The following is a 20,462-nucleotide window of genomic DNA, read 5'->3' on the forward strand; positions in this document are numbered from 1 at the left end:
ATTTTGGTTTCAAAATTACGGTTTTATTTTTAACTAGCCTCTTTCTTAGACATTTAGAATTTAAGTTCTACTGATTTTTTGTTAACTGTAAATTCGACTTCCGCTCCATTAATTAATGGTAGGTTTTTTGTTACATGGCCTACCGGGAAGTTAAAGCATATAGGATATTTGTACTCCTTTAGCATATCGGCCAGAGCCTCATACAAATTTTTGCCCAAAGAATTGTCTTCCTTGTACTCGGTAAATTGTCCGATGATGAGGCCTGACAATTTTTCAAGAACGCCACCTAATTTTAGATTATACATTATTCGTTCTATGGCGTGCGGCCGTTCGCTCACGTCTTCAATGAATAGGATAGTACCTTCGGCAGGGATATCAAAAGAGGTTCCTCGCAATCCATAGAGGACAGATAAGTTACCTCCTCGTAATATGCCTCGCACTTTTCCTGCCTGGTTTAATTTATGTGGTTCGCAAGTATATTGTGGTAATTTCCCCCATAAGATGTTCTTTAAGTGGAGTGTACAAGGGTCATCTTCAGCTTCAACACTGAGGTGGTGTGCCATAGGAGAGTGGAGTGAAGCAAAACCATTCGCTTGAAAAAGGTTGTGCAGTGCAGTTATGTCACTAAAGCCCATGAGCCATTTAGGCTGCTTACGAAAGAGGCTAAAGTCTATTTTGTCGATGAAGTGTATGGCTCCATATCCTCCTCTGCTGCATAGAATTGCTTTTATGTCGTTGTCGTCCATTGCCGATTGGAAGTCTTCAAGTCGTTGCTTTATGGTTCCGGCATATAGTCCAAAGGAGCTTTCGGAATGTTTGCCTAAAACCGATTTCAAACCCCAAGAATCGAGTCTCTTTTGTGCACCGATTAAAAGATTTTTGTCTATTTTGCTTGAAGGAGATACAATGGCCACTTTATCGCCTTCTTGTAGATATGGAGGTAAGATGAGGCTACTCATGATACATAGTTTTATGATTGATGCAAAAGTACACAAAAAAATATTATTTTATCGTTTGAATTGCTGATCTGTAGTGAAACAATTATAATATGTTAGAATGCAATGTTTTTAGTCCCTGTTTTTATTTGAGAATGATCTATTATCCAATGATTTTTCTGATATTTGCTAAAAATCGAACTTTATGAAACCAATTCTGAACTTTAATCAGTTAACGGCTCACCTGAGAACGCTTAACGAAAGAAAACGAGTTGCCGTGGTTTGTGCCAACGATCCAAATACTGAATATGCTATAGTGCGTGCAATAGAGGAGGGGTTTGCGGAGTTTCTACTTATTGGAGATTCAACAGTATTAAAGAAATATCCTGCATTGGAGAAATATCCAGAATATATAAAAGTAATGCATGTTGAGAACCCTGATGAGGCGTCTGTAGAAGCTGTTAAAGCTGTCCGTGAAAATCAGGCAGACATTCTCATGAAAGGGATTGTTAATACTGATAATCTGCTGCGTGCAATCTTGGACAAAGATAAAGGTTTACTACCTGCAGGAAAAGTCTTGACGCATTTGGCTGTTATGCAGATCCCATCTTATCATAAGTTGCTCTTTTTTTCGGATGCAGCAGTAATTCCCAGACCTACTTTGCAACAGCGGATTGAAATGATTTGGTACGCTATACATATTTGTCATAATTTTGGCATCAACAAACCGCGTATTGCATTGATACATTGTACAGAGAAAGTGAGTGCGAAATTTCCTCATTCACTTGATTATGTTAACATTGTAGAGCTGGCAGATGCTGGAGAGTTTGGAGATGTTATAATAGATGGTCCGCTGGATGTGTTAACTTCTTGTGAGCGAGAAAGTGGTGATATTAAAGGAATCTACTCTCCTATTGAAGGGCAGGCTGACGTACTTATTTTCCCTAATATAGAGTCTGGTAACACATTCTATAAATCAGTTAGTTTGTTTGCTAAAGCTGAGATGGCTGGTGTGCTTCAAGGGCCTGTTTGTCCGGTTGTATTACCTTCGCGAAGTGATTCCGGCTTGTCTAAATATAACAGTCTTGCCATGGCCTGTCTCATTTGTAATAAAAAATAAGATGAAAATATTAGCAATTAATCCAGGCTCTACTTCTACAAAGATAGCTGTTTATGAAGACGGCATTTCTATATTAGTTTCTAATATTCGTCATAGTGTAGAAGAGCTTAGTGCTTTTTCTCGTATTATAGATCAGTTTGACTTTCGGAAATCACTGGTGATGCAGGCATTGAAAACGAATCATATTTCTTTTCAGTTTAATGCTGTTATTGGTCGTGGTGGTTTGATGAAACCGCTTCAAGGAGGAGTGTACGAAGTGAACGAAAAGATGAAGCATGATACACTTTATGCTATGCGCTCTCATGCCTGTAATCTTGGTGGGCTGATTGCTTCTGATTTGGCCGCTCAGATACCCGGTTGCCGTGCTTTTATTGCCGACCCCGGTGTTGTGGATGAGTTGGATGATATTGCTCGTATTACTGGGTCACCACTACTCCCTCGTGTTTCTATTTTTCATGCATTAAATCATAAAGCTGTCGCAAGACGTTACGCGAAAGAAAATGGCGCTGTCTACGAGAATCTTAACCTGATTATCTGCCATTTAGGAGGAGGTATTTCCGTAGCTGTCCATCGTTCGGGCAAGGCTGTAGATGTTAATAATGCGCTGGATGGTGATGGACCTTTTTCGCCTGAACGAGCCGGAACACTTCCGGCTGGTCAGTTAATAGATCTTTGTTATACCGGAAAGTTTACGAGTGAAGAACTAAAAAAACGAATCTCCGGTCGGGCGGGATTGGCCGCTCATTTAGGTACTACGGATGTGCCTTTGGTTATTAAATCAATAGAAAATGGTGACACTAGGGCCCAACTGGTGATGGATGCAATGATCTATAATATAGCAAAAAGTATTGGTGCTGCTAGTGTGGCTCTTTATGGTAAAATAGATGCTATTTTGCTGACTGGTGGTATGGCTCATTCTGATTATGTGATTTCTCGAATAAAAGAACGTACCTCGTTTTTAGCTCCGATCGTCGTTTATCCGGGTGAGGATGAGATGGAAGCTCTCGCAACTAGTGCATTAGGAGCTTTGACTGGTGAATTTCCTATTAAAGAATACCAGTAAGTATTTTGTTTGCCCTCAGTACGCTTAACAAAGGCATCGTTTCTCTTTTTCAGGACTAAAATGTTCTTCTTTTGATGTTAAAAGAATAAGTTTTAGATGAGAAAATTCATTCAAAAGAAATTTTCTCATATCTTTGCTGCTGTGTTAAGTTAATAAATTGATTAAGGTCGATTTTTGACTGTTTCGAATCGGAAAGTATGGGGGTACTTTCCGATTCTCTTTTTATTTATTTTCCAGAAAATAAAAAAGCTTGGCTGCCAAAGGGGTAGCCAAGCTTTTTTATATATAAGAGTTGTTACTTATTTTTTCTCTGGGCGAGGAAGTAAAACCTTTCTTGATAGTTTAAATTTACCTGTTTTAGGATCAATTTCAATCAATTTCACTTCAATCTCATCACCTTCTTTGATGCCGAGTTCTTCTACCGTTTCAAGGCGTTTCCAATCCATTTCTGAGATATGGAGCAAACCGTCTCTTCCAGGAAGGAATTCTACAAATGCTCCGTATGGCATGATGGAACGAATTTTACCTTTATATACTTCACCTACTTCAGGGACTGATACAATGCCTTTGATGATGCGTATTGCATTTTCAATAGCTTGTTTGTTTGTACCTGCTATCTCGATTCTGCCTATGCCGTCAACCTCTTCAATAGTAATTGTAGCGCCAGTCTCTTCCTGCATTCCTTGAATAATCTTTCCACCAGGGCCGATTATTGCTCCAATGAATTCTTTCGGAATAGTCAGCGTTTCTATACGAGGTGCATGATCTTTCAGCTCAGCATGTGGCTCTTCTATTGTTTCCAATATCTTTCCGAGGATATGCATACGTCCTTCTTTGGCTTGATTAAGAGCACGTTCCAAGATTTCAAATGATAAACCGTCTACTTTGATATCCATCTGAGTAGCGGTAATACCATCTTTCGTTCCTGTTACTTTGAAGTCCATGTCTCCCAAGTGATCTTCATCGCCGAGAATATCAGAAAGTACAGCGTATTTTTCTTCTCCTGCGTTCTTGATTAGTCCCATAGCAATACCTGATACAGGTTTCTTAATCTTAACTCCAGCATCCATCAAAGCCAGTGTACCAGCGCAAACAGTAGCCATAGAAGAAGAACCATTTGATTCAAGAATTTCGGATACTACACGTACTACATATGGGTAGTTGTCCGGAATCATTTTCTTAAGTGCTCTGTGAGCAAGGTTTCCATGTCCGATTTCACGTCTACCAACGCCACGTTGTGCCTTCGCTTCACCTGTAGAGAAGGGAGGGAAGTTATAGTGTAGTAAAAAACGCTCTTTTCCATGAAACAATACATCGTCGATTGTTTTCTCGTCCATTTTGGTACCGAGTGTAACAGATGTAAGAGATTGTGTTTCTCCACGTGTGAAGATAGCAGATCCGTGAGGTCCAGGTAGATAACCGATTTCACTCCAAATAGGGCGAATTTCTGTTGTCTTGCGTCCATCGAGGCGTTTGCCTTCATCTAAAATACAGCGGCGCATAGCCTCTTTTTCCACATCGTGGTAGTATTTATCAATGAGTGCACCTTTTGCAGCTAATTCTTCTTCACTAAGAGTTGCTTTGAACTCGTTGCGAATTGCTTTAAACGCGTCTTCGCGTTCATGCTTATTTTTGTTGCCTGATTCTGCAATTGCATACGCCTTAGCATAACAAGCATTATGAACGGATTCACGAAGTTCTTCGTCATTCACTTCATGGCAATATTCGCGTTTTACGGCTTTACCAACTTCTTCAGTTAGCTCCATTTGAGCTTTGCAATGAATTTTGATCGCTTCATGGGCAATTTTCATGGCTTCCAGTAATTCAGCTTCAGAGACTTCACTCATCTCGCCTTCTACCATCATGATATTTTCGTAGGTAGCAGCTACCATAATGTCCATGTCTGCTTTTGCCAGTTGTTCGAAAGACGGATTGATTACATATTGACCAGCAATACGTGCAACACGAACCTCTGAAATTGGCCCATTGAATGGGATATCTGAAACGGCTAATGCAGCAGATGCTGCAAGCCCAGCTAGAGCGTCTGGCATATCAACACCATCAGCTGAAAAGAGGATGATATTTACGTATACCTCAGCGTGATAATTGTCTGGGAATAAAGGACGAAGAGCGCGGTCAACAAGGCGACAAGTAAGAATTTCATTATCAGAGGCTCTTCCCTCTCTTTTGGTGAAACCGCCTGGGAAGCGGCCGAATGCAGCGTATTTTTCTTTATACTCTACCTGTAAAGGCATAAAATCTGTTCCGGGAACGGCATCTTTAGCGGCACAAACAGTAGCAAGCAGCATGGTATTTCCCATACGCAGCATGACGGAACCGTCAGCCTGTTTTGCCAATTTTCCCGTTTCGAGTGTGATGGTTCTGCCATCTCCCAACTCGATCGTTTTAACAATTGGGTTAATCATAAAAAATGTTTTATCTATATCTTTCTTTCAAAATTCGTGCAAATATATACATTTATCGTTCTAATATACTGGAAATGAGATAAAAAGTTACTTTTAGTTTGTTTTTTTTTATTATAGAGTGAAGAACCGTGCAAAATGCTTTGACTAATCTTGAAAAGGAGTATATTTGCAGACTAAAATAACAAGCATAAAATATGAAGAAAGTATCTTTAGTTGCTCTTGCAGTACTGTTGCTTAGTTCTTGCAATACTGATCCTAAATTTAATGTGAAAGGAGAAATCTCCGGTGCTGATGGGAAAATGCTTTATCTGGAAGCTTCCGGACTTGAAGGAATTGTACCTCTTGATTCTGTTAAGTTAAAAAAAGATGGAACTTTTAGTTTTAAAGAGCTTCGTCCGGAATCCCCTGAATTTTATCGTTTGAGGTTGGATGAAAAGGTCATAAACTTTTCTGTTGACTCAACCGAAACCATTTCGGTAAAAGCTCCTTATGTAGACTTTACTACTGCTTATTCAGTTGAAGGTTCTAATAATTGTACGAAGATAAAGGAACTTACTCTAAAACAAATTAAATTGCAATCAGATGTTGATGTTTTAGTTAAAGGATTGCAATCGAATGCAATTGCCAATGATGTTTTTGAAGATAGTTTGTCAATGGTTCTGAAAAGATACAAAGATGATGTGAAAATCAATTATATATTCTCTGCTCCAAATACTACAGCGGCTTATTTTGCTTTGTTCCAGAAGTTGAATAATTACTTGATATTTGATCCGTTGAATAGTAAAGAGGATGTTAAATGCTTTGCTGCAGTAGCTACTAGTCTTAATAACTTATACCCACATGCTAACCGCTCTGAAAATCTCTACAATATTGTTATAAAAGGGATGAAAAACACTCGTACCCCTCAACAAAAAACATTAGAGCTTCCTAAATCTAAAATTTTGGAAACAGGCGTGATAGATGTTGTATTGAGAGATTTAAAAGGGAACTTGCGCAAGTTGAGTGATTTGAAAGGTAAAGTTGTGCTGTTGGATTTCACCATCTATCAGAGTGCTGTATCGTCTGCACATAATTTCACGTTACGTGATTTATATAATAAATATGCTTCTCAAGGTTTCGAGATTTATCAAGTTTCTCTAGATGCTGACGAGCATTTTTGGAAATCTTCAGTAGATAATCTACCTTGGATTTGTGTTCGTGATGCAAATGGAGTTTATTCTACTATCGCTAGTATTTATAATGTGAAGCAAGTGCCTGCTTACTTTCTTGTGAACAAAAACAATGATTTAAGTGCGCGTGGCGAAAATCTGAAAGATTTAGATGCCGCAATTAAAGCATTGCTCTAAGTTGTTATAAGTGAGAAGATACTGTTAAATATGTTTCATAGCATCTGTTTTTACTTGACACGTATTGTTTAAAGTATTACATTTGCCAAAGAAAGAATTGAGAGAGGGTTCCAGCATATCCATGTTGGAATTCTTTTTTGTTTTATATGACCGTTATAATAATTAAGTAAGGAGGAAATGTTATGGCTTATATGTCTGAAGAAGGTTACAAAAGGCTAGTTGAAGAACTTAGAGTGTTGGAGACTGTTAATCGTCCTGAGATGTCAAGGCAGATAGCAGAAGCTAGAGACAAAGGTGACTTGTCTGAAAATGCAGAATACGATGCGGCTAAAGAAGCTCAAGGTATGTTGGAAATGAAGATCAATAAATTGAAAATGATTATTTCTAATGCTAAAATCATTGACGAGTCTAAATTGACGACCGATTCGGTGCAAATACTTAGTAAAGTCGAATTGAAGAACCTGAAAAACGGCACGAAGATGGTTTATACTATCGTGTCGGAAAGTGAAGCAAACCTAAAAGAAGGTAAGCTGTCTGTAAGTACCCCTATTGCTCAGGGCCTACTTGGAAAGAAAGTTGGTGATGTTACTGAAATTCAAGTTCCGCAAGGCACAGTGCACCTTGAAATTATGAACATCTCTTTTTAAAAGAAAGTCTAAGGTTGAAAATCGTATGGTTTTCAGCCTTTTTTTATATATATCTAGAGTATCGGTTTTATAGAAATGTTTATGGCAACTATTTTTAGTCGAATTATTGCAGGTGAAATTCCCTGTTACAAGGTGGCAGAAAACGATAAGTTCTTTGCTTTTCTCGATATTAATCCTTTAGTAAAAGGCCATACGCTTGTAATCCCTAAGCAAGAGATTGATTATATTTTTGATTTAACAGATGAAGACCTTGCTGCAATGTCTATTTTCGCAAAACAGGTGGCCAAGGCGATTGAAGTTGCTATACCTTGTAAGCGGGTGGGGATGGCAGTAATGGGTCTTGAAGTTCCACATGCTCATATTCATTTGATCCCTATTAACAAAGAATCGGATATGGTAATCTCTAATCCTAAGTTAAAGCTCTCAGAAGAAGAATTTTCGGCTATTGCTGAGTCGATACATACAGCTTGGATTGCCGAAGAATAGAGACCAAACATATATTCATCTCATCCTCCAAAAAGAAAAAGGGTACTTCTAAGAGGTACCCTTTTTCTTTTTGGAGGATTGATCGTTAAATATAGTCGTCTCCAAGTTTTATTTGCGCATCATTTACGTATTTCCTAATAGCGTGTTCTTCATCTTTTTTGCAAATAAGCAGCACGTTGTCTGATTCTGCGATAAGATAACCTTCTAGCCCTTCTATCACAGCAAGTTTTCCTTCAGGGAGGGCTATGATGTTGTCTCTGCCGTCATAGATGATTGACTGGCATTTCAGTACTACATTCTTATCCAGATCTTTTGGTGATAGATCGTATAACGATCCCCATGTCCCCAAGTCCGACCAACCAAAGTCACCTAGAGAGACATATACATTGTTCGCTTTTTCCATAATTCCGAAATCGATGGATACATTCGGGCAAGCAGGAAAATGGCTGTCAATAAAAGCACTCTCTTTAGATGTTCCGTATGCGCTTTCTCCTTCAGCTAAAATTTCGGCTAATTCAGGAATAAGCTCTTCTACTGCTGTTATTATCGTATTTACATTCCAAATGAACAGACCTGAATTCCAATAAAATTCTCCGCTTTCTACAAAAACCTTCGCTAATTCTAGTTCTGGTTTTTCAGTAAATGTTTTGACTTTATAAAAGTTTTCGGCCTCTTTCTCAGCTATCTGTATATATCCATATCCTGTTTCCGGTCTGTTCGGTTTAATGCCAAGAGTCAGGAGCTTATTCGATTGAGACACAAAGTATAATCCTTTCTCTATCGTATCTAGAAAGTCGCCTTCTTTGAGTATTAGATGGTCGGAAGGAGCAACAACAATATTGGCATCAGGGTTTAATGCTCGTATATGATAAGCTGCCCATGTTATGCAAGGAGCAGTATTTCTTCTTGTAGGTTCAAGTAATATTTGTTCCGATTTTAATCCAGGTAGTTGCTCTTTTACTAAGTCAGCATACATGGCGTTAGTTACAATAAAAATGTTTTCAGCCGGAATAATCTTATTAAATCTGTCGAATGTTTGCTGTAATAGTGAGCGGCCTGTTCCAAAAAAATCGAGAAACTGCTTTGGGAGCGTTTTGCGGCTAAAAGGCCAGAATCGGCTACCAATTCCACCGCCCATTATTACACAATAATTATCCTTATTTGTCATGATATTGACTTTATTAAAAGTTTCCGCTAATGTAGCGCTAATTTCGTGAATTCAGAAAGTCCCGCATGTGTTTTATTATTTATCTCTTGTTTTTCTGCTTATTCCCTTGCAGAATTCAAAAAAAGAAGTATCTTTGCACCGCAATTAAGCCCAGATGGCGGAATCGGTAGACGCGCTGGTCTCAAACACCAGTGGATTCACTTCCATCCCGGTTCGACCCCGGGTCTGGGTACATCCTAAAAAGCCTCTCTTAATCACTTGATTTTGAGGGGCTTTTTTATATTAGAGGATAATCTTTTAAAATAACTTATTTTGATTGCGATGACATAATGCCCATTCTTAAACACTAGATCAGGGAGATATTTATTTACCCTTTTACAGCTTATCTTTAATTGGCTGGTGATTGCATCAATCGTGATGCGCTCTGATACTTGTATCGTTTTTCTGTTTATATATTGTATCTCATTATCTTTCCTCATTATATAAAGGTGGTTTAATACGGCTCTTTACCTAAAACAACTGATTGTACCGTCCTCATTGTTAGAGTAATTTTGCAGCAAATTAAAACAGTTAAAAAAAAGAATAATGAGGTCAATCAAACGTTTTTTGAGTGGAGCATTCTTTTTGCATGCTCAGAATGGCTCATTCAAAGGGCGTGTGCTTTTCAGTGACGGACATCCAACTGAATACGTTTCAGTAATTGTTCAGGGTACTGAAAAGGATACTACGACAAACAGAGATAGAGAGTAGTGTAGTACTCTGTTTGATACAGAATGTGGCAGACTATAATAAATGCTCTAATTTCTACTTGTAAATTAGGCCTTTATTAATAGTTTGTCTTTTATTATAAAGTAAGGAGATTGTCTATTTTATGTCTTTGTTGATAGCAGCTATTTGCAACACTTTTCTTTTTTTTTGGTGCAATCTTTGAAGAGCTCGGCAAAGAGATTTTGTGCCAATAGCCAATTCTCGGCGTTGATGCAATATTTCACTTTAGGAGACTCTATTTCGCCTTGAATTAATCCTGCTTCTTTCAATTCTTTCAGATGTTGTGACACAGTCGCTTTTGCTATAGGCAATTCATCGTGAATATCACCAAAGTAGCAGCAATCTTGTGAAGCCAAAAAGTGCAATATGGCAACTCTGGTAGGATGCCCTAATGCCTTGGCAAAACGTGCAATTTGTTCTTGTTTTGGGGAATATTTTTTTTTAGTCTCTTCCATACTTGTTTTATTAATTCGCAAATGTACGAACGTTAGTTCGTTATACAATATATCAAGGCTCTTTTAACTCACTTTCAGCTTTAAATATCTTAAAGGACCAAGATCCATTAGGGGTTGTTAATGTGTAATAAAAGTACAAAATAGCCGCATACCGTTTTCTGCGATATAAAAAAAGCTATCTTTGTGGCTGCAAAATAGTCTGTTTAAACCATGAATGTGATTTTTAAATTAAAACGCCCGTTTATTTGGTTGCAACGCTTTCGTTATCGTTGTGGCTATGGCGTACATTCCCCCTTTGCATTTAACTTTATAACCTCAGTTATCTATGAAAAGAAGCCTTATGCTGCATACAAAGATTTGCTTCTGGAGGAGAAGGAAATGTCTCATAATATGAGGAGAGACTGGGTGCACGAATCAATTAAATTGAAGAGGCTATTGTTTAGACTTGTGAATTTTTCACTGCCGAATACGATTATTGATGTCGGTACCCTTTCATCTTCTGCTCTTTATCTGCGTGCCCCTAAAGCTAATGCAAATTATAGTGCTTTCTCAGATCTTTCGGAGCTATCTTTAGAGAAAGATCTCCCAATGGATTTTCTTTATTTACATAATTATAACAACCCATCCTTTGTGGAAGAGGCCTTCCATATTTGTGTAGATCGTGCTCACCCTCAGTCAGTGTTTGTCGTGCAAGGAATAAGGTACTCTGCGGAGATGCAATCTATCTGGGAAAATATCCAGGCTGATGAGCGTACGGGGATAAGTTTCGATCTTTACGATCTTGGGATTCTCTTTTTTGATAAAAAGAAGATAAAACAACATTATCTAATCAACTTTTAGACTTATACTAATGTTAATGATAAATCACTAATAACGTAAAAAGATGAAGAAGAGTCTTGTATATACAAAAACCGGCGATAAAGGAACAACCGGCCTGATAGGGGGAACACGTGTGTCAAAAGCTCATGCTCGCCTTGAGGCTTACGGAACAGTTGATGAATTGAATGCAAATCTTGGCTTGTTAGTAACTTATCTTACAGAAGAACGAGATTGCTTGTTCGTTTCGGCAGTGCAAGATAAATTGTTTGCGGTAGGATCCCATTTGGCTACAGATCAAGATAAAGTCAAATTGCACGATGTTAGTATCATTGTTCCTGACGATGTTGCTCTGATGGAAGCAGAGATTGATGCTGCGGACGAAATGTTGCCAACTTTGCGTTGGTTTGTTATTCCCGGAGGATCAAGGGGAGCAGCTATCGCTCATGTCTGTCGTACTGTGTGCAGACGGGCAGAGAGGCGCATCTTGAGTCTTACAGAAGATTATGAAATAGATGCCAATCTATTGGCTTATATAAATAGGCTTTCCGATTATTTATTTGTCTTATCGCGTAAAATTAATTTTCTTGAATCAAAAGAAGAAATATTTTGGAATAAATAGTTGCAAGTGAGCTATTTTATTATACTTTTGCCGAAAAAATAGAGGATAGGCATTAATATTCACATTTTAAATATTTTAAAACTATGTATTGGACATTGGAATTAGCATCTAAATTGGAAGATGCTCCCTGGCCTGCTACCAAGGATGAACTTATCGATTTTGCTATGCGCTCGGGTGCTCCTCTTGAAGTAATCGAAAATCTTCAAGAGATGGAAGATGAAGGTGAAATCTATGAGAGTATAGAAGATATCTGGCCTGATTATCCTAGTAAAGAAGATTTTTTCTTCAACGAGGAAGAGTATTAAACAAACACATAGACGAAAGAATATTAAAAGAGCTTGGCTATTGACCTTTATGGTGAGTAGCCAAGCTTCTTTTTATACTCTTACATAAGTAAAAACATCCCCATGTTGTGCTATATTACATCCCCATGTTCTATTATAAAACATCCGGATGTTGTGTGATATAACATGGGGATGTTTTGTATGCTCGATTTAGGTAAACTAGAAGTAGATGACATGCTATAAGCAGGATGAATGTATGTTTCATCGGGCACAGACATGCGTTCATCGGGTTTACTGTGATGTTTATCGATTAGTTATTGCATGTAACGTGTTGATTCTCTTATATTTGCAGAAAACTAAAAAAATGAATATGAAAACTTATAAAAGAGACCATCATCAGAAACATACTGCTCAATTTGCAGTATTACTTATAATTGTAGGCTTCGTTTTTCTTGGCCTCAATCTGGGTTTTATCCCACAACCGTATAAGGCCTTCCTTTTTTCTTGGCCAATGCTTGTACTCTTTATTGGAGTTACTTCTCTGTTTAAGTGCCGCTTCTGGTCGGGGGCTATTTTATCTACTGTCGGGGCTTTCTTTTTATTGCCACGTATCCTCATTATATATCCGGACTTCTTTCCTCTACGAGTCGATGGGTTCGAACATACTTATTGGCCGATTCTGTTGATTACTGCCGGAGTTATTTCTTTAGTTTATATGTTACTACCCCATTCTTTGCGCTGCTCTCGGGTTAATCGCAGATGTTGTTCAAGTAGGAAAACAATGAATGACATAGGTGGAGGAACAACAGAGGAGTATACCGAAGGATACTTCAACAAACAGAGTGTGTTTTCTAGCGGCAAATACATTGTTCTCGATCCACTTTTTAAGGGAGGAGAAATAAACACTGTGTTTGGGGAGACAATACTCGATTTGCGAAAAACAAATCTGGCAGATGGAAATACGGTGTTGAATTTGAATACAGTATTAGGTAGTGTTACCATTTACGTGCCTGTCCATTGGACGGTGGATATTAAGATTGAATCAGTTATGTACACATTCAAGGATGGACGTATAGATAGTGAGCAGCAGTTTGACACAACGAAGCGCTTAATTATCGAAGGAGCCGGAGTCCTTGGGAGTGGAGAATTAAGAAACTAACGAATGAATGCGATTTACTCATATTATACAATAAAAAAAGAAATTACTTACGTTGTTTTGTGGATAGCTTTAACTCTTTGTTGCTGGGGAGCAATGACACCATTGCTAGCTCTACCTACAGCGGTTTTATTATTGAATTGTTCCTTGTTTTCGGGACTAATTGCTGCTACAGGATGGCTATGGAATTGGAGCATGTTGTCTCAGAACAATAATACAGGGTTTGTGATTATTCCCCGAACGGTATTGAATTACATCACATTGGGGCTTTTTGTTCTAGCTTTATGGGCTGGAATCTATTTGTTGCTTATTTATATGATGTTTACTCAAGTGGAATTTGTTCTATTGCTGACCCTTTTTCCATTACACCTGTTTATTGGAGTTTTAATACTTGTTGCTTATGGGGGGCATGACTTTTCACTATCGCGGAAGGAACTGGATGAGCCTGAGCATGCATTGCTCGATGAAGAGGAAGAAGTACGACCGATCAATGTTGCTAATGAGATGCTTGAGCGTATAGCTGTAAAATCGGGACAAAAAATACAGGTAATATTTATAGAGGATATCTACTATCTGCAGGCTGATGGAGATTATGTTATTCTGTTTACCGAAGAATCGAAGTATCTGAAGGAACAAACTATGAAATACTTTGTGGCTCATTTACCTGAGAATCAATTTGTGAGGATACATCGGTCATGTATTGTGAATATAGAAAAGGTGTTGCGCATCGAACTGTATAAGAAGCAACAACAAATGATCACGCTTAAAAATGGGCATCAGATAAAAGCAAGTACGGCCGGATATAAGGCTTTAAAAGAAGTGTTGAAACTGTAAATGGATATTGAAAATGGAAGCAAGAATGAAAGAACAAGAGATTATAGTAGAATCTTTGATTCACATTGAATGGCATATTGATGAGGGAGTAGATGTGCGGGAACTATCTCAAGTGCTACATTACTCACCACAACGTCTGAGTAGAATGTTTCATAAAGTAACAGGGATATATCTTTCTAAATATATCCGTTTACGTGTATTGATGGAGGCTAAGCGAAGGCTTTCTACTTATCAATCATTATATGATGTGGCAAAGGCCTTCCGTCTTGAACCGGAAACGCTTATTCGATCTTTTCGTAAGGAGTTTGGCGATAGCTTATTTTCTTTTGAAGAGTTCTCTTATCCTCAACCATTAGGGAAAGATTTGATTAAAAAGATGATGATAGCCTCAGATGCTGAAGTTTGAATAATATTTTGGATTTTCATATTCATTTTTCAACTGAAGTTGCTGCTTCATTTCTTCTAGCATATTGATACTTGATGAAAGAACTCTTGAAAGCTCTTAGTGAACAAGTTGGTCTCTGATTGTGTTTTTCAGATATAAATACATATATTTGTCTCGAAATACTAATACGCAAAGACTTATGAACAAATTATTTAGTGGTTTAATGATAACCGTATGTTTAGCTATGGTTGTACCTGCTCAAGCTCAAATTAAATTGGGAGTGAAGGGTGGTTTGAACTTGGCGTCAGCCTCACTTTCTGATGCTTGGAAGGATAAAGGGAATGCTGATAGTTATACTGGTTTTTTTATAGGGCCGATGGTGGATGTCACGATTCCAATTATAGGTATAGGGATAGACGGAGCATTGATGTATTCACAAAAGGGAACAAAATTTTCTTATGAAGATGGCACTGTTTCTAAAAGTAAAACTTTTGAGCAGCAAGGTATTGAAATTCCAATCAACTTGAAGTATTCTGTTGGTTTGGGTAGCTTAGCTAGTCTGTATTTTGCTGCCGGTCCTAGCTTCTTTTTTAATATGAAGTCTGATGATAAACTAACTCTTAGTACCGGAGAAGCAGCCATTGATTATGAAAAATCGGAAGTGGCTCTTAACTTAGGTGTTGGCGTTAAACTGATTAATCATCTGCAACTAGGCGTGAACTATAACATGGGCTTGACGGATTCTGCTAAGGCGAGTGTTGATGGCGGCGCTTTGGGCAGCTTAGATGGTGGTTCTTTTAAATCTAAAGTTTGGCAGGTTTCTGTCGCTTATCTTTTTTAAAGATTGATTTTTATATTCTAATATAGAGGTTCTCCATTTTGTGGAGAGCCTTTTTTTGTATCTTTGTCCTCACGATGAAAAAATATGTAGATGTCATCTTACCTTTGCCACTCCCCCGTAATTTTACTTATTCTCTTCCCGATGAAGGTTCGGACGAAGTAAAAGCCGGTTGCAGAGTGGTGGTTCCTTTCGGGCGAAAGAAGTATTATACCGCTATTGTCTGCAATGTGCATTATTGTGCTCCTACGGAATATGAAGTGAAAGAGGTTTCGGCAGTGCTTGATGTCTCTCCCATACTTTTTCCTAAGCAGTTTAAGTTTTGGGAGTGGTTGGCCGATTATTATTTGTGTACGCAGGGAGATGTATATAAGGCTGCCTTACCTTCGGGACTGAAGTTGGAAAGTGAAACAGTGGTGGAGTATAATCCGGAGTTTGAAACAGTGGAGAGGTTGACGGATAAGGAACAATGCATTGTTGACTTACTCGTAAAAGAAAAGGAGCAAAGTGTAACCAAACTAGAAAAAGATAGCGGTTTAAAAAATGTATTAGGAGTCGTGAAATCGTTGCTTGATAAAGGAGCTCTGTTTGTGAAAGAGGAGTTACGTCGCAATTATAAGCCCAAGACTGAGACGCGTGTTCATCTCACGGCTGAGGCTGCTAAGGAGGAAAGATTGAGAGAGTTATTTGATGAACTCTCTCGTGCTCCTAAGCAACTGGCTTTGCTGATGAAATACGTAGAACTCTCTGGTTTTATGGGGGAAAATACTTTGGAAGAGGTCTCTAAGAAAGAACTCTTACAGCAGGCGATAGTTTCAGTATCTGTTTTTAATGGGCTGGTAGAGAAACATATATTTGACGTGTATGAGTATGAAATCGGTCGTTTGGATAAAAAACAGCGTGGGGTAGTAGAACTAAATCCGTTGAATGAATTTCAGGACCGGGCGCATGAAGATATCTTAGCTTGCTTTCAGCAAAAGAATGTTTGTTTGTTGCATGGAGTCACTTCCAGTGGCAAAACGGAAGTTTATATTCATCTCATTGCAGAAGCCATTCGTCAAGGAAAGCAGGTACTCTATTTATTGCCTGAAATAGCTTTGACTACTCAAATTACTGAGCGACTTAGACGTGTGTTTGGCTCGCGTTTGGGCATTTATCATTCGAAGTTTCCTGATGCGGAGAGAGTGGAAATTTGGCAGAAGCAACTCGGTGAGAACGATTATGATATCATACTTGGTGTTCGATCTTCTATCTTTTTACCATTTAAGAATTTGGGATTGGTTATTGTCGATGAGGAACACGAAAATACTTATAAGCAACAAGATCCTGCTCCTCGGTATAATGCTCGCAATGCAGCAATTGTTCTTGCTGCCATGTATGGAGCTAAAACTTTGCTGGGGACGGCTACCCCTTCTATTGAAACTTACCATAACGCAACGGTAGGTAAATATGGTTTGGTAGAACTCAAAGAACGGTATAAAGAGATTCAACTACCTGAAATAATTCCGGTGGATATAAAAGAACTTCATCGTAAGAAACGAATGTCGGGACCTTTCTCTCCTCTTCTGCTAACTTCTATCACTGAGGCTTTGGTTAAAAAAGAGCAAGTGATTCTTTTTCAGAATCGACGTGGGTTTGCCCCAATGGTAGAGTGTCGCACCTGCGGATGGGTGCCGAAATGCAAGAATTGTGATGTAAGTTTGACGTACCATAAAGGCCTGAATCAACTTACTTGTCATTACTGTGGCTACACGTATCAGTTGCCCCGCTCTTGTCCGGCTTGCGAAGGGGTTGAGCTGATGCATCGTGGTTTTGGAACAGAAAAGATCGAAGACGATATAAAAACACTTTTTCCTGAAGCATCGGTGGCTCGTATGGATATGGATACTACTCGCACGAGAACTGCTTACGAGAAGATTATTGCAGACTTTGAGGAAGGAAAGACGGATATTTTGATAGGTACTCAGATGGTATCCAAGGGATTGGATTTTGATCATGTGAGTGTGGTTGGAATATTAAATGCAGACACGATGCTAAATTACCCTGATTTTCGCTCTTACGAAAGAGCTTTTCAGCTAATGGCACAGGTGTCTGGACGTGCTGGGCGGAAACATAAACGGGGTAAGGTAATACTTCAAACAAAGAGCATTGATCATTCTATCATAGAGCAGGTGATAGCTAACGATTATGAACAGATGGTAGAAGGACAGTTGGCCGAACGTCAATTGTTTCAATACCCTCCTTATTATCGGTTGATTTATGTGTATATGAAGCATCGGAATTCCGATTCCTTAGAGTTAATGGCAAATGCAATGGGCGAGAAATTAAGAGTGATGTTTGGCTCCAGAGTTTTAGGACCTGATAAGCCTCCTGTAGCACGCATTCAAACGTTGTTTATTAAAAAAATCGTATTAAAAATAGAACCTAATATTTCCATGGAACGTGTTCGTGAGTGTTTGCTTCGTGCGCAGAGCGAAATACTGCAAGATGAGCGTTTCAAATCGTTGATTATTTATTATGATGTAGACCCTATGTAATTATATGAAGAAGAAAATACTTTTTGTTTGTTTGGGAAATATATGCCGTTCGCCGGCTGCCGAAGGAGTCATGCTCAGACTCTTAAAAGAGAAGAATTTTGAAGCTGAGTTTGAAATCGATTCTGCCGGGATACTAAGCTATCATGCCGGAGAATTGCCTGATTCTCGTATGAGAGCGCATGCTGCTCGGAGAGGATACAGTTTAGTGCATCGCTCCAGGCAGGTTCGTACGGAGGATTTCTATGACTTCGATCTGATCATCGGAATGGACGATCGGAACATGGATGATTTGCATGACCGCGCTCCATCCCCTGAAGAATGGACTAAGGTTCACCGAATGACAGACTATTGCATCAAGTTTCAAACAGACCATGTTCCCGATCCCTATTACAGCGGGAGTGAAGGCTTTGAATATGTGCTCGATATTTTAGAAGATGCCTGTTCGGGACTGTTTACTTCTTTAACTCAGGATAGCTGATTCTGGTGTGATAGATTGTTCTTAGCTTCTCTTTGAATACGTCTTTGATGGTTGAAATATCCTTGAAGGTGATAGGGCATTCTTTGAAATATCCTTCGTCTACTTGTGAATCAATTATTTTCTCAACAAGGTTGCTAATACTTTCTTCTGTGTATTCGGGCAAGCTTCGTGAAGCTGCTTCTACACCATCTGCCATCATCAAAATAGCAGTCTCTTTCGAGAAGGGGTTTGGCCCGGGGTAAGTGAATAATTCCTCGTCCGGTTCCTCATTGGGGTGTTCGTTTTTCCATGATATATAAAAGAATTTGGTTTTTCCTCTCCCGTGGTGGGTCGTGATAAAATCTCTTATGGCTTTGGGCAGATTATTTTTTTCAGCCAATCGCAAGCCATCCGTGACGTGGCTAATCACAATTTGTGCACTTTGCTCGTAACTTAACTTTTCATGAGGATTAATGCCGCTAGATTGATTCTCGGTAAAGAATGCCGGATTCTCCATCTTTCCAATATCATGATACAAAGCACCGGTACGAACTAACTGACTTTTTGCATCAACACGTATCGCTGCCTCTGCTGCCAGATTGGCTACTTGCAGAGAGTGCTGAAAAGTGCCGGGTACTGTCTCAGATAATTTGCGTAATAAATGATTGTTTATATTTGAAAGTTCGACCAGCGTTACGTTGGAAGTAAAGCTGAATACTTTTTCAAATAGAAAGAGTAATGGATAGGTAAATAGTAGCAAGATTCCGTTGATAACGAAGTATGTGTACATGCTTGTATTCAGCTTTGATAGATCACTTTCTGTAATCAGTTCAAAAGAGAAATAGAGAGCAACATATGTCAGGATCACTAGAAATGCTGTGCGGAACAGTTGAGAACGTTGTGATAATTCACGTAGACTATAAATCGCGATCAATCCTGCCGTGAGTTGCAGCAGAATAAACTCATGAGGATAGCGCAATGTGATGGAGCAAGCTAATATGGTTATGACATGAGCAAGAAAGGCTGTTCGTGAATCAAGGAATATTCGAGTGATAACAGGAAGCATGGCATAAGGAATAACATACACACTGAAAATGTTATTCCTTATCATAAGTGCCGTAACGACGCAATAGAAAATGATAAGAGAGAAGAGTAATGGAAGGCTACCCTTACGTTCATAGTAATCTTTTCTAAATAGTTCTAGATAAAGCATGAAGCATAGCATTAGTATCCCGATGAATAGAATTTGTCCTCCAAGAATGACCTGCTTTTGCCCTATTGATTCACTTCTTTTGATAGATTCTTTCCGAAGAGAAGTAAGGATGTTATACATTTTTTTATCTACGATTTCACCACGGTCAATGATTTTTTGTCCACTCTGCACAACTCCGTTTGCCCATGAATAATCATCTAAGATATCTTTCTTGGCTGTCTTTGTTCGTTGCTCATCAAACGATAGATTAGGTGATATATATTCATTGAGGGCACACCGGCGTAGCACCTCTTTCTTGTGATGTAACGTGTCGGCTGACAGCAGATATTCGTAAGCGCTTTTAACCGTAAATAGTCCTTTGGTGGGGCGCTGGTTAGCTAGCTTGCTATCTACGACCATGATGGAAGAAGTATTGTCTTTTTGTATCTTCTTTATATCTTCAGTAGATACAATTCCCACTTTATACAGTTCGTCTATTGTTTTCTCTATGTGGTGGATGTAGTTTACAGATGGAACTACTTTGTTTAAGTGTAGTTTAAAGTTCTCCTTTAACTTCTTTATTGCTTTTTTCTCTATCCCTTTATCTAATTGATAATAAGGTTGAAAGAATGCGAGTATGCTATCCTGTTCATGTTTTACAACAGCGTCGTCTTTATATATAGGGAAGTCGAATGTAGCCATTAACTGGCCATATTTCCATGGCTTATTGATGTCAAATTGATAATTGAATGTCCCTTCGCGGGGTAGAAAGTAGACAATAAGAGCCACTGTGCCCATAAATATGAGTGCTTTATATAGCAGATCTTTATACGGGAAGTGCTTCTTGGTCTTTAAATATTTCATGTTCGTTGATTTTTTTGCGAAAAGTACAAAAAAAAACAGTAGTATCGAAAAAAAAGGCTTAAT

Annotated in this window: 20 protein-coding genes and 1 tRNA gene; 16 read left to right on the plus strand and 5 right to left on the minus strand. The window is 38.6% G+C overall.

Annotated features, from left to right (window positions below; all coding sequences use genetic code 11):
• Positions 1 to 53: 53 nt before the first annotated feature.
• Entirely contained in the window at positions 54 to 959 is a 906-nt protein-coding gene (locus BQ5338_RS15980; protein WP_071147749.1) for a S66 peptidase family protein, read from the minus strand.
• 181 nt (positions 960 to 1,140) lie between these two features.
• Between BQ5338_RS15980 and BQ5338_RS15985 the strand changes: the two genes are divergently transcribed.
• Together BQ5338_RS15985 and buk are read left to right on the plus strand one after the other, a co-directional pair.
• Positions 1,141 to 2,055, plus strand: coding sequence for a phosphate acyltransferase (locus BQ5338_RS15985; protein ID WP_071147750.1), 915 nt, complete (start codon positions 1,141 to 1,143; stop codon positions 2,053 to 2,055).
• 1 nt (position 2,056) lies between these two features.
• Complete coding sequence (buk, locus tag BQ5338_RS15990; protein WP_071147751.1) at positions 2,057 to 3,118, plus strand: butyrate kinase; 1,062 nt, start codon at positions 2,057 to 2,059, stop codon at positions 3,116 to 3,118.
• A 299-nt stretch (positions 3,119 to 3,417) separates the two neighbouring features.
• Here buk and pnp read toward each other — a convergent pair whose 3' ends face one another.
• Positions 3,418 to 5,544: a polyribonucleotide nucleotidyltransferase gene (gene pnp, locus BQ5338_RS15995; protein ID WP_071147752.1), complete on the minus strand. Its 2,127-nt coding sequence runs from the start codon at positions 5,542 to 5,544 to the stop codon at positions 3,418 to 3,420.
• Positions 5,545 to 5,738: 194 nt separating this feature from the next.
• On the opposite strand from pnp, the gene BQ5338_RS16000 reads away from it, so the two are divergent.
• From BQ5338_RS16000 to BQ5338_RS16010, 3 genes are all read left to right on the plus strand, one after another.
• Positions 5,739 to 6,890 carry a thioredoxin-like domain-containing protein gene (locus BQ5338_RS16000; protein WP_071147753.1) on the plus strand — a complete coding sequence of 384 codons (1,152 nt, stop codon included), beginning with the start codon at positions 5,739 to 5,741 and terminating at the stop codon, positions 6,888 to 6,890.
• 182 nt (positions 6,891 to 7,072) lie between these two features.
• Positions 7,073 to 7,537 (plus strand): transcription elongation factor GreA, encoded by a 465-nt coding sequence (gene greA, locus BQ5338_RS16005; RefSeq protein ID WP_071147754.1) that lies wholly within the window; start codon positions 7,073 to 7,075, stop codon positions 7,535 to 7,537.
• An 81-nt stretch (positions 7,538 to 7,618) separates the two neighbouring features.
• A complete protein-coding gene (locus BQ5338_RS16010) occupies positions 7,619 to 8,023 on the plus strand; it encodes an HIT family protein (RefSeq protein ID WP_071147950.1) in 405 nt (134 codons plus the stop codon).
• An 85-nt stretch (positions 8,024 to 8,108) separates the two neighbouring features.
• Here BQ5338_RS16010 and BQ5338_RS16015 read toward each other — a convergent pair whose 3' ends face one another.
• A complete protein-coding gene (locus tag BQ5338_RS16015) occupies positions 8,109 to 9,191 on the minus strand; it encodes a mannose-1-phosphate guanylyltransferase (protein WP_071147755.1) in 1,083 nt (360 codons plus the stop codon).
• Positions 9,192 to 9,339: 148 nt separating this feature from the next.
• Between BQ5338_RS16015 and BQ5338_RS16020 the strand changes: the two genes are divergently transcribed.
• Positions 9,340 to 9,423: transfer RNA gene (locus BQ5338_RS16020), tRNA-Leu, on the plus strand.
• A gap of 353 nt (positions 9,424 to 9,776) precedes the next feature.
• Positions 9,777 to 9,941 (plus strand): hypothetical protein, encoded by a 165-nt coding sequence (locus BQ5338_RS16920; RefSeq protein ID WP_159431335.1) that lies wholly within the window; start codon positions 9,777 to 9,779, stop codon positions 9,939 to 9,941.
• A 140-nt stretch (positions 9,942 to 10,081) separates the two neighbouring features.
• Here BQ5338_RS16920 and BQ5338_RS16030 read toward each other — a convergent pair whose 3' ends face one another.
• Complete coding sequence (locus BQ5338_RS16030; protein ID WP_071147757.1) at positions 10,082 to 10,414, minus strand: ArsR/SmtB family transcription factor; 333 nt, start codon at positions 10,412 to 10,414, stop codon at positions 10,082 to 10,084.
• A 210-nt stretch (positions 10,415 to 10,624) separates the two neighbouring features.
• On the opposite strand from BQ5338_RS16030, the gene BQ5338_RS16035 reads away from it, so the two are divergent.
• The 9 genes from BQ5338_RS16035 to BQ5338_RS16075 all read left to right on the plus strand — a co-directional run bounded on the left by BQ5338_RS16035 (position 10,625) and on the right by BQ5338_RS16075 (position 18,364).
• Positions 10,625 to 11,254: a hypothetical protein gene (locus BQ5338_RS16035; protein ID WP_071147758.1), complete on the plus strand. Its 630-nt coding sequence runs from the start codon at positions 10,625 to 10,627 to the stop codon at positions 11,252 to 11,254.
• A gap of 43 nt (positions 11,255 to 11,297) precedes the next feature.
• Complete coding sequence (locus BQ5338_RS16040; protein WP_071147759.1) at positions 11,298 to 11,852, plus strand: cob(I)yrinic acid a,c-diamide adenosyltransferase; 555 nt, start codon at positions 11,298 to 11,300, stop codon at positions 11,850 to 11,852.
• 83 nt (positions 11,853 to 11,935) lie between these two features.
• On the plus strand, positions 11,936 to 12,157 hold the full coding sequence (locus tag BQ5338_RS16045) for a DUF2795 domain-containing protein (protein WP_071147760.1): 222 nt from the start codon (positions 11,936 to 11,938) through the stop codon (positions 12,155 to 12,157).
• A gap of 349 nt (positions 12,158 to 12,506) precedes the next feature.
• On the plus strand, positions 12,507 to 13,295 hold the full coding sequence (locus BQ5338_RS16050) for a LiaF domain-containing protein (protein WP_159431336.1): 789 nt from the start codon (positions 12,507 to 12,509) through the stop codon (positions 13,293 to 13,295).
• 3 nt (positions 13,296 to 13,298) lie between these two features.
• Positions 13,299 to 14,126 carry a LytR/AlgR family response regulator transcription factor gene (locus tag BQ5338_RS16055; protein WP_078063524.1) on the plus strand — a complete coding sequence of 276 codons (828 nt, stop codon included), beginning with the start codon at positions 13,299 to 13,301 and terminating at the stop codon, positions 14,124 to 14,126.
• Between the two features lie 13 nt (positions 14,127 to 14,139).
• Complete coding sequence (locus BQ5338_RS16060; RefSeq protein ID WP_071147763.1) at positions 14,140 to 14,532, plus strand: helix-turn-helix domain-containing protein; 393 nt, start codon at positions 14,140 to 14,142, stop codon at positions 14,530 to 14,532.
• A 178-nt stretch (positions 14,533 to 14,710) separates the two neighbouring features.
• Complete coding sequence (locus BQ5338_RS16065; RefSeq protein WP_071147764.1) at positions 14,711 to 15,352, plus strand: porin family protein; 642 nt, start codon at positions 14,711 to 14,713, stop codon at positions 15,350 to 15,352.
• Positions 15,353 to 15,426: 74 nt separating this feature from the next.
• Positions 15,427 to 17,886 (plus strand): replication restart helicase PriA, encoded by a 2,460-nt coding sequence (priA, locus tag BQ5338_RS16070; RefSeq protein WP_071147765.1) that lies wholly within the window; start codon positions 15,427 to 15,429, stop codon positions 17,884 to 17,886.
• Positions 17,887 to 17,890: 4 nt separating this feature from the next.
• A complete protein-coding gene (locus BQ5338_RS16075; RefSeq protein WP_071147766.1) occupies positions 17,891 to 18,364 on the plus strand; it encodes a low molecular weight protein-tyrosine-phosphatase in 474 nt (157 codons plus the stop codon).
• Here the strand turns inward: BQ5338_RS16075 and BQ5338_RS16080 are convergent.
• Positions 18,339 to 20,399, minus strand: a complete 2,061-nt coding sequence (locus tag BQ5338_RS16080) for an HD family phosphohydrolase (protein WP_071147767.1) — start codon at positions 20,397 to 20,399, stop codon at positions 18,339 to 18,341. The two genes, BQ5338_RS16075 and BQ5338_RS16080, sit on opposite strands and share 26 nt — an antisense overlap.
• Between the last annotated feature and the right edge of the window lie 63 nt (positions 20,400 to 20,462).

This window comes from Bacteroides ihuae, from assembly GCF_900104585.1.
Classification (GTDB): domain Bacteria; phylum Bacteroidota; class Bacteroidia; order Bacteroidales; family Bacteroidaceae; genus Bacteroides; species Bacteroides ihuae.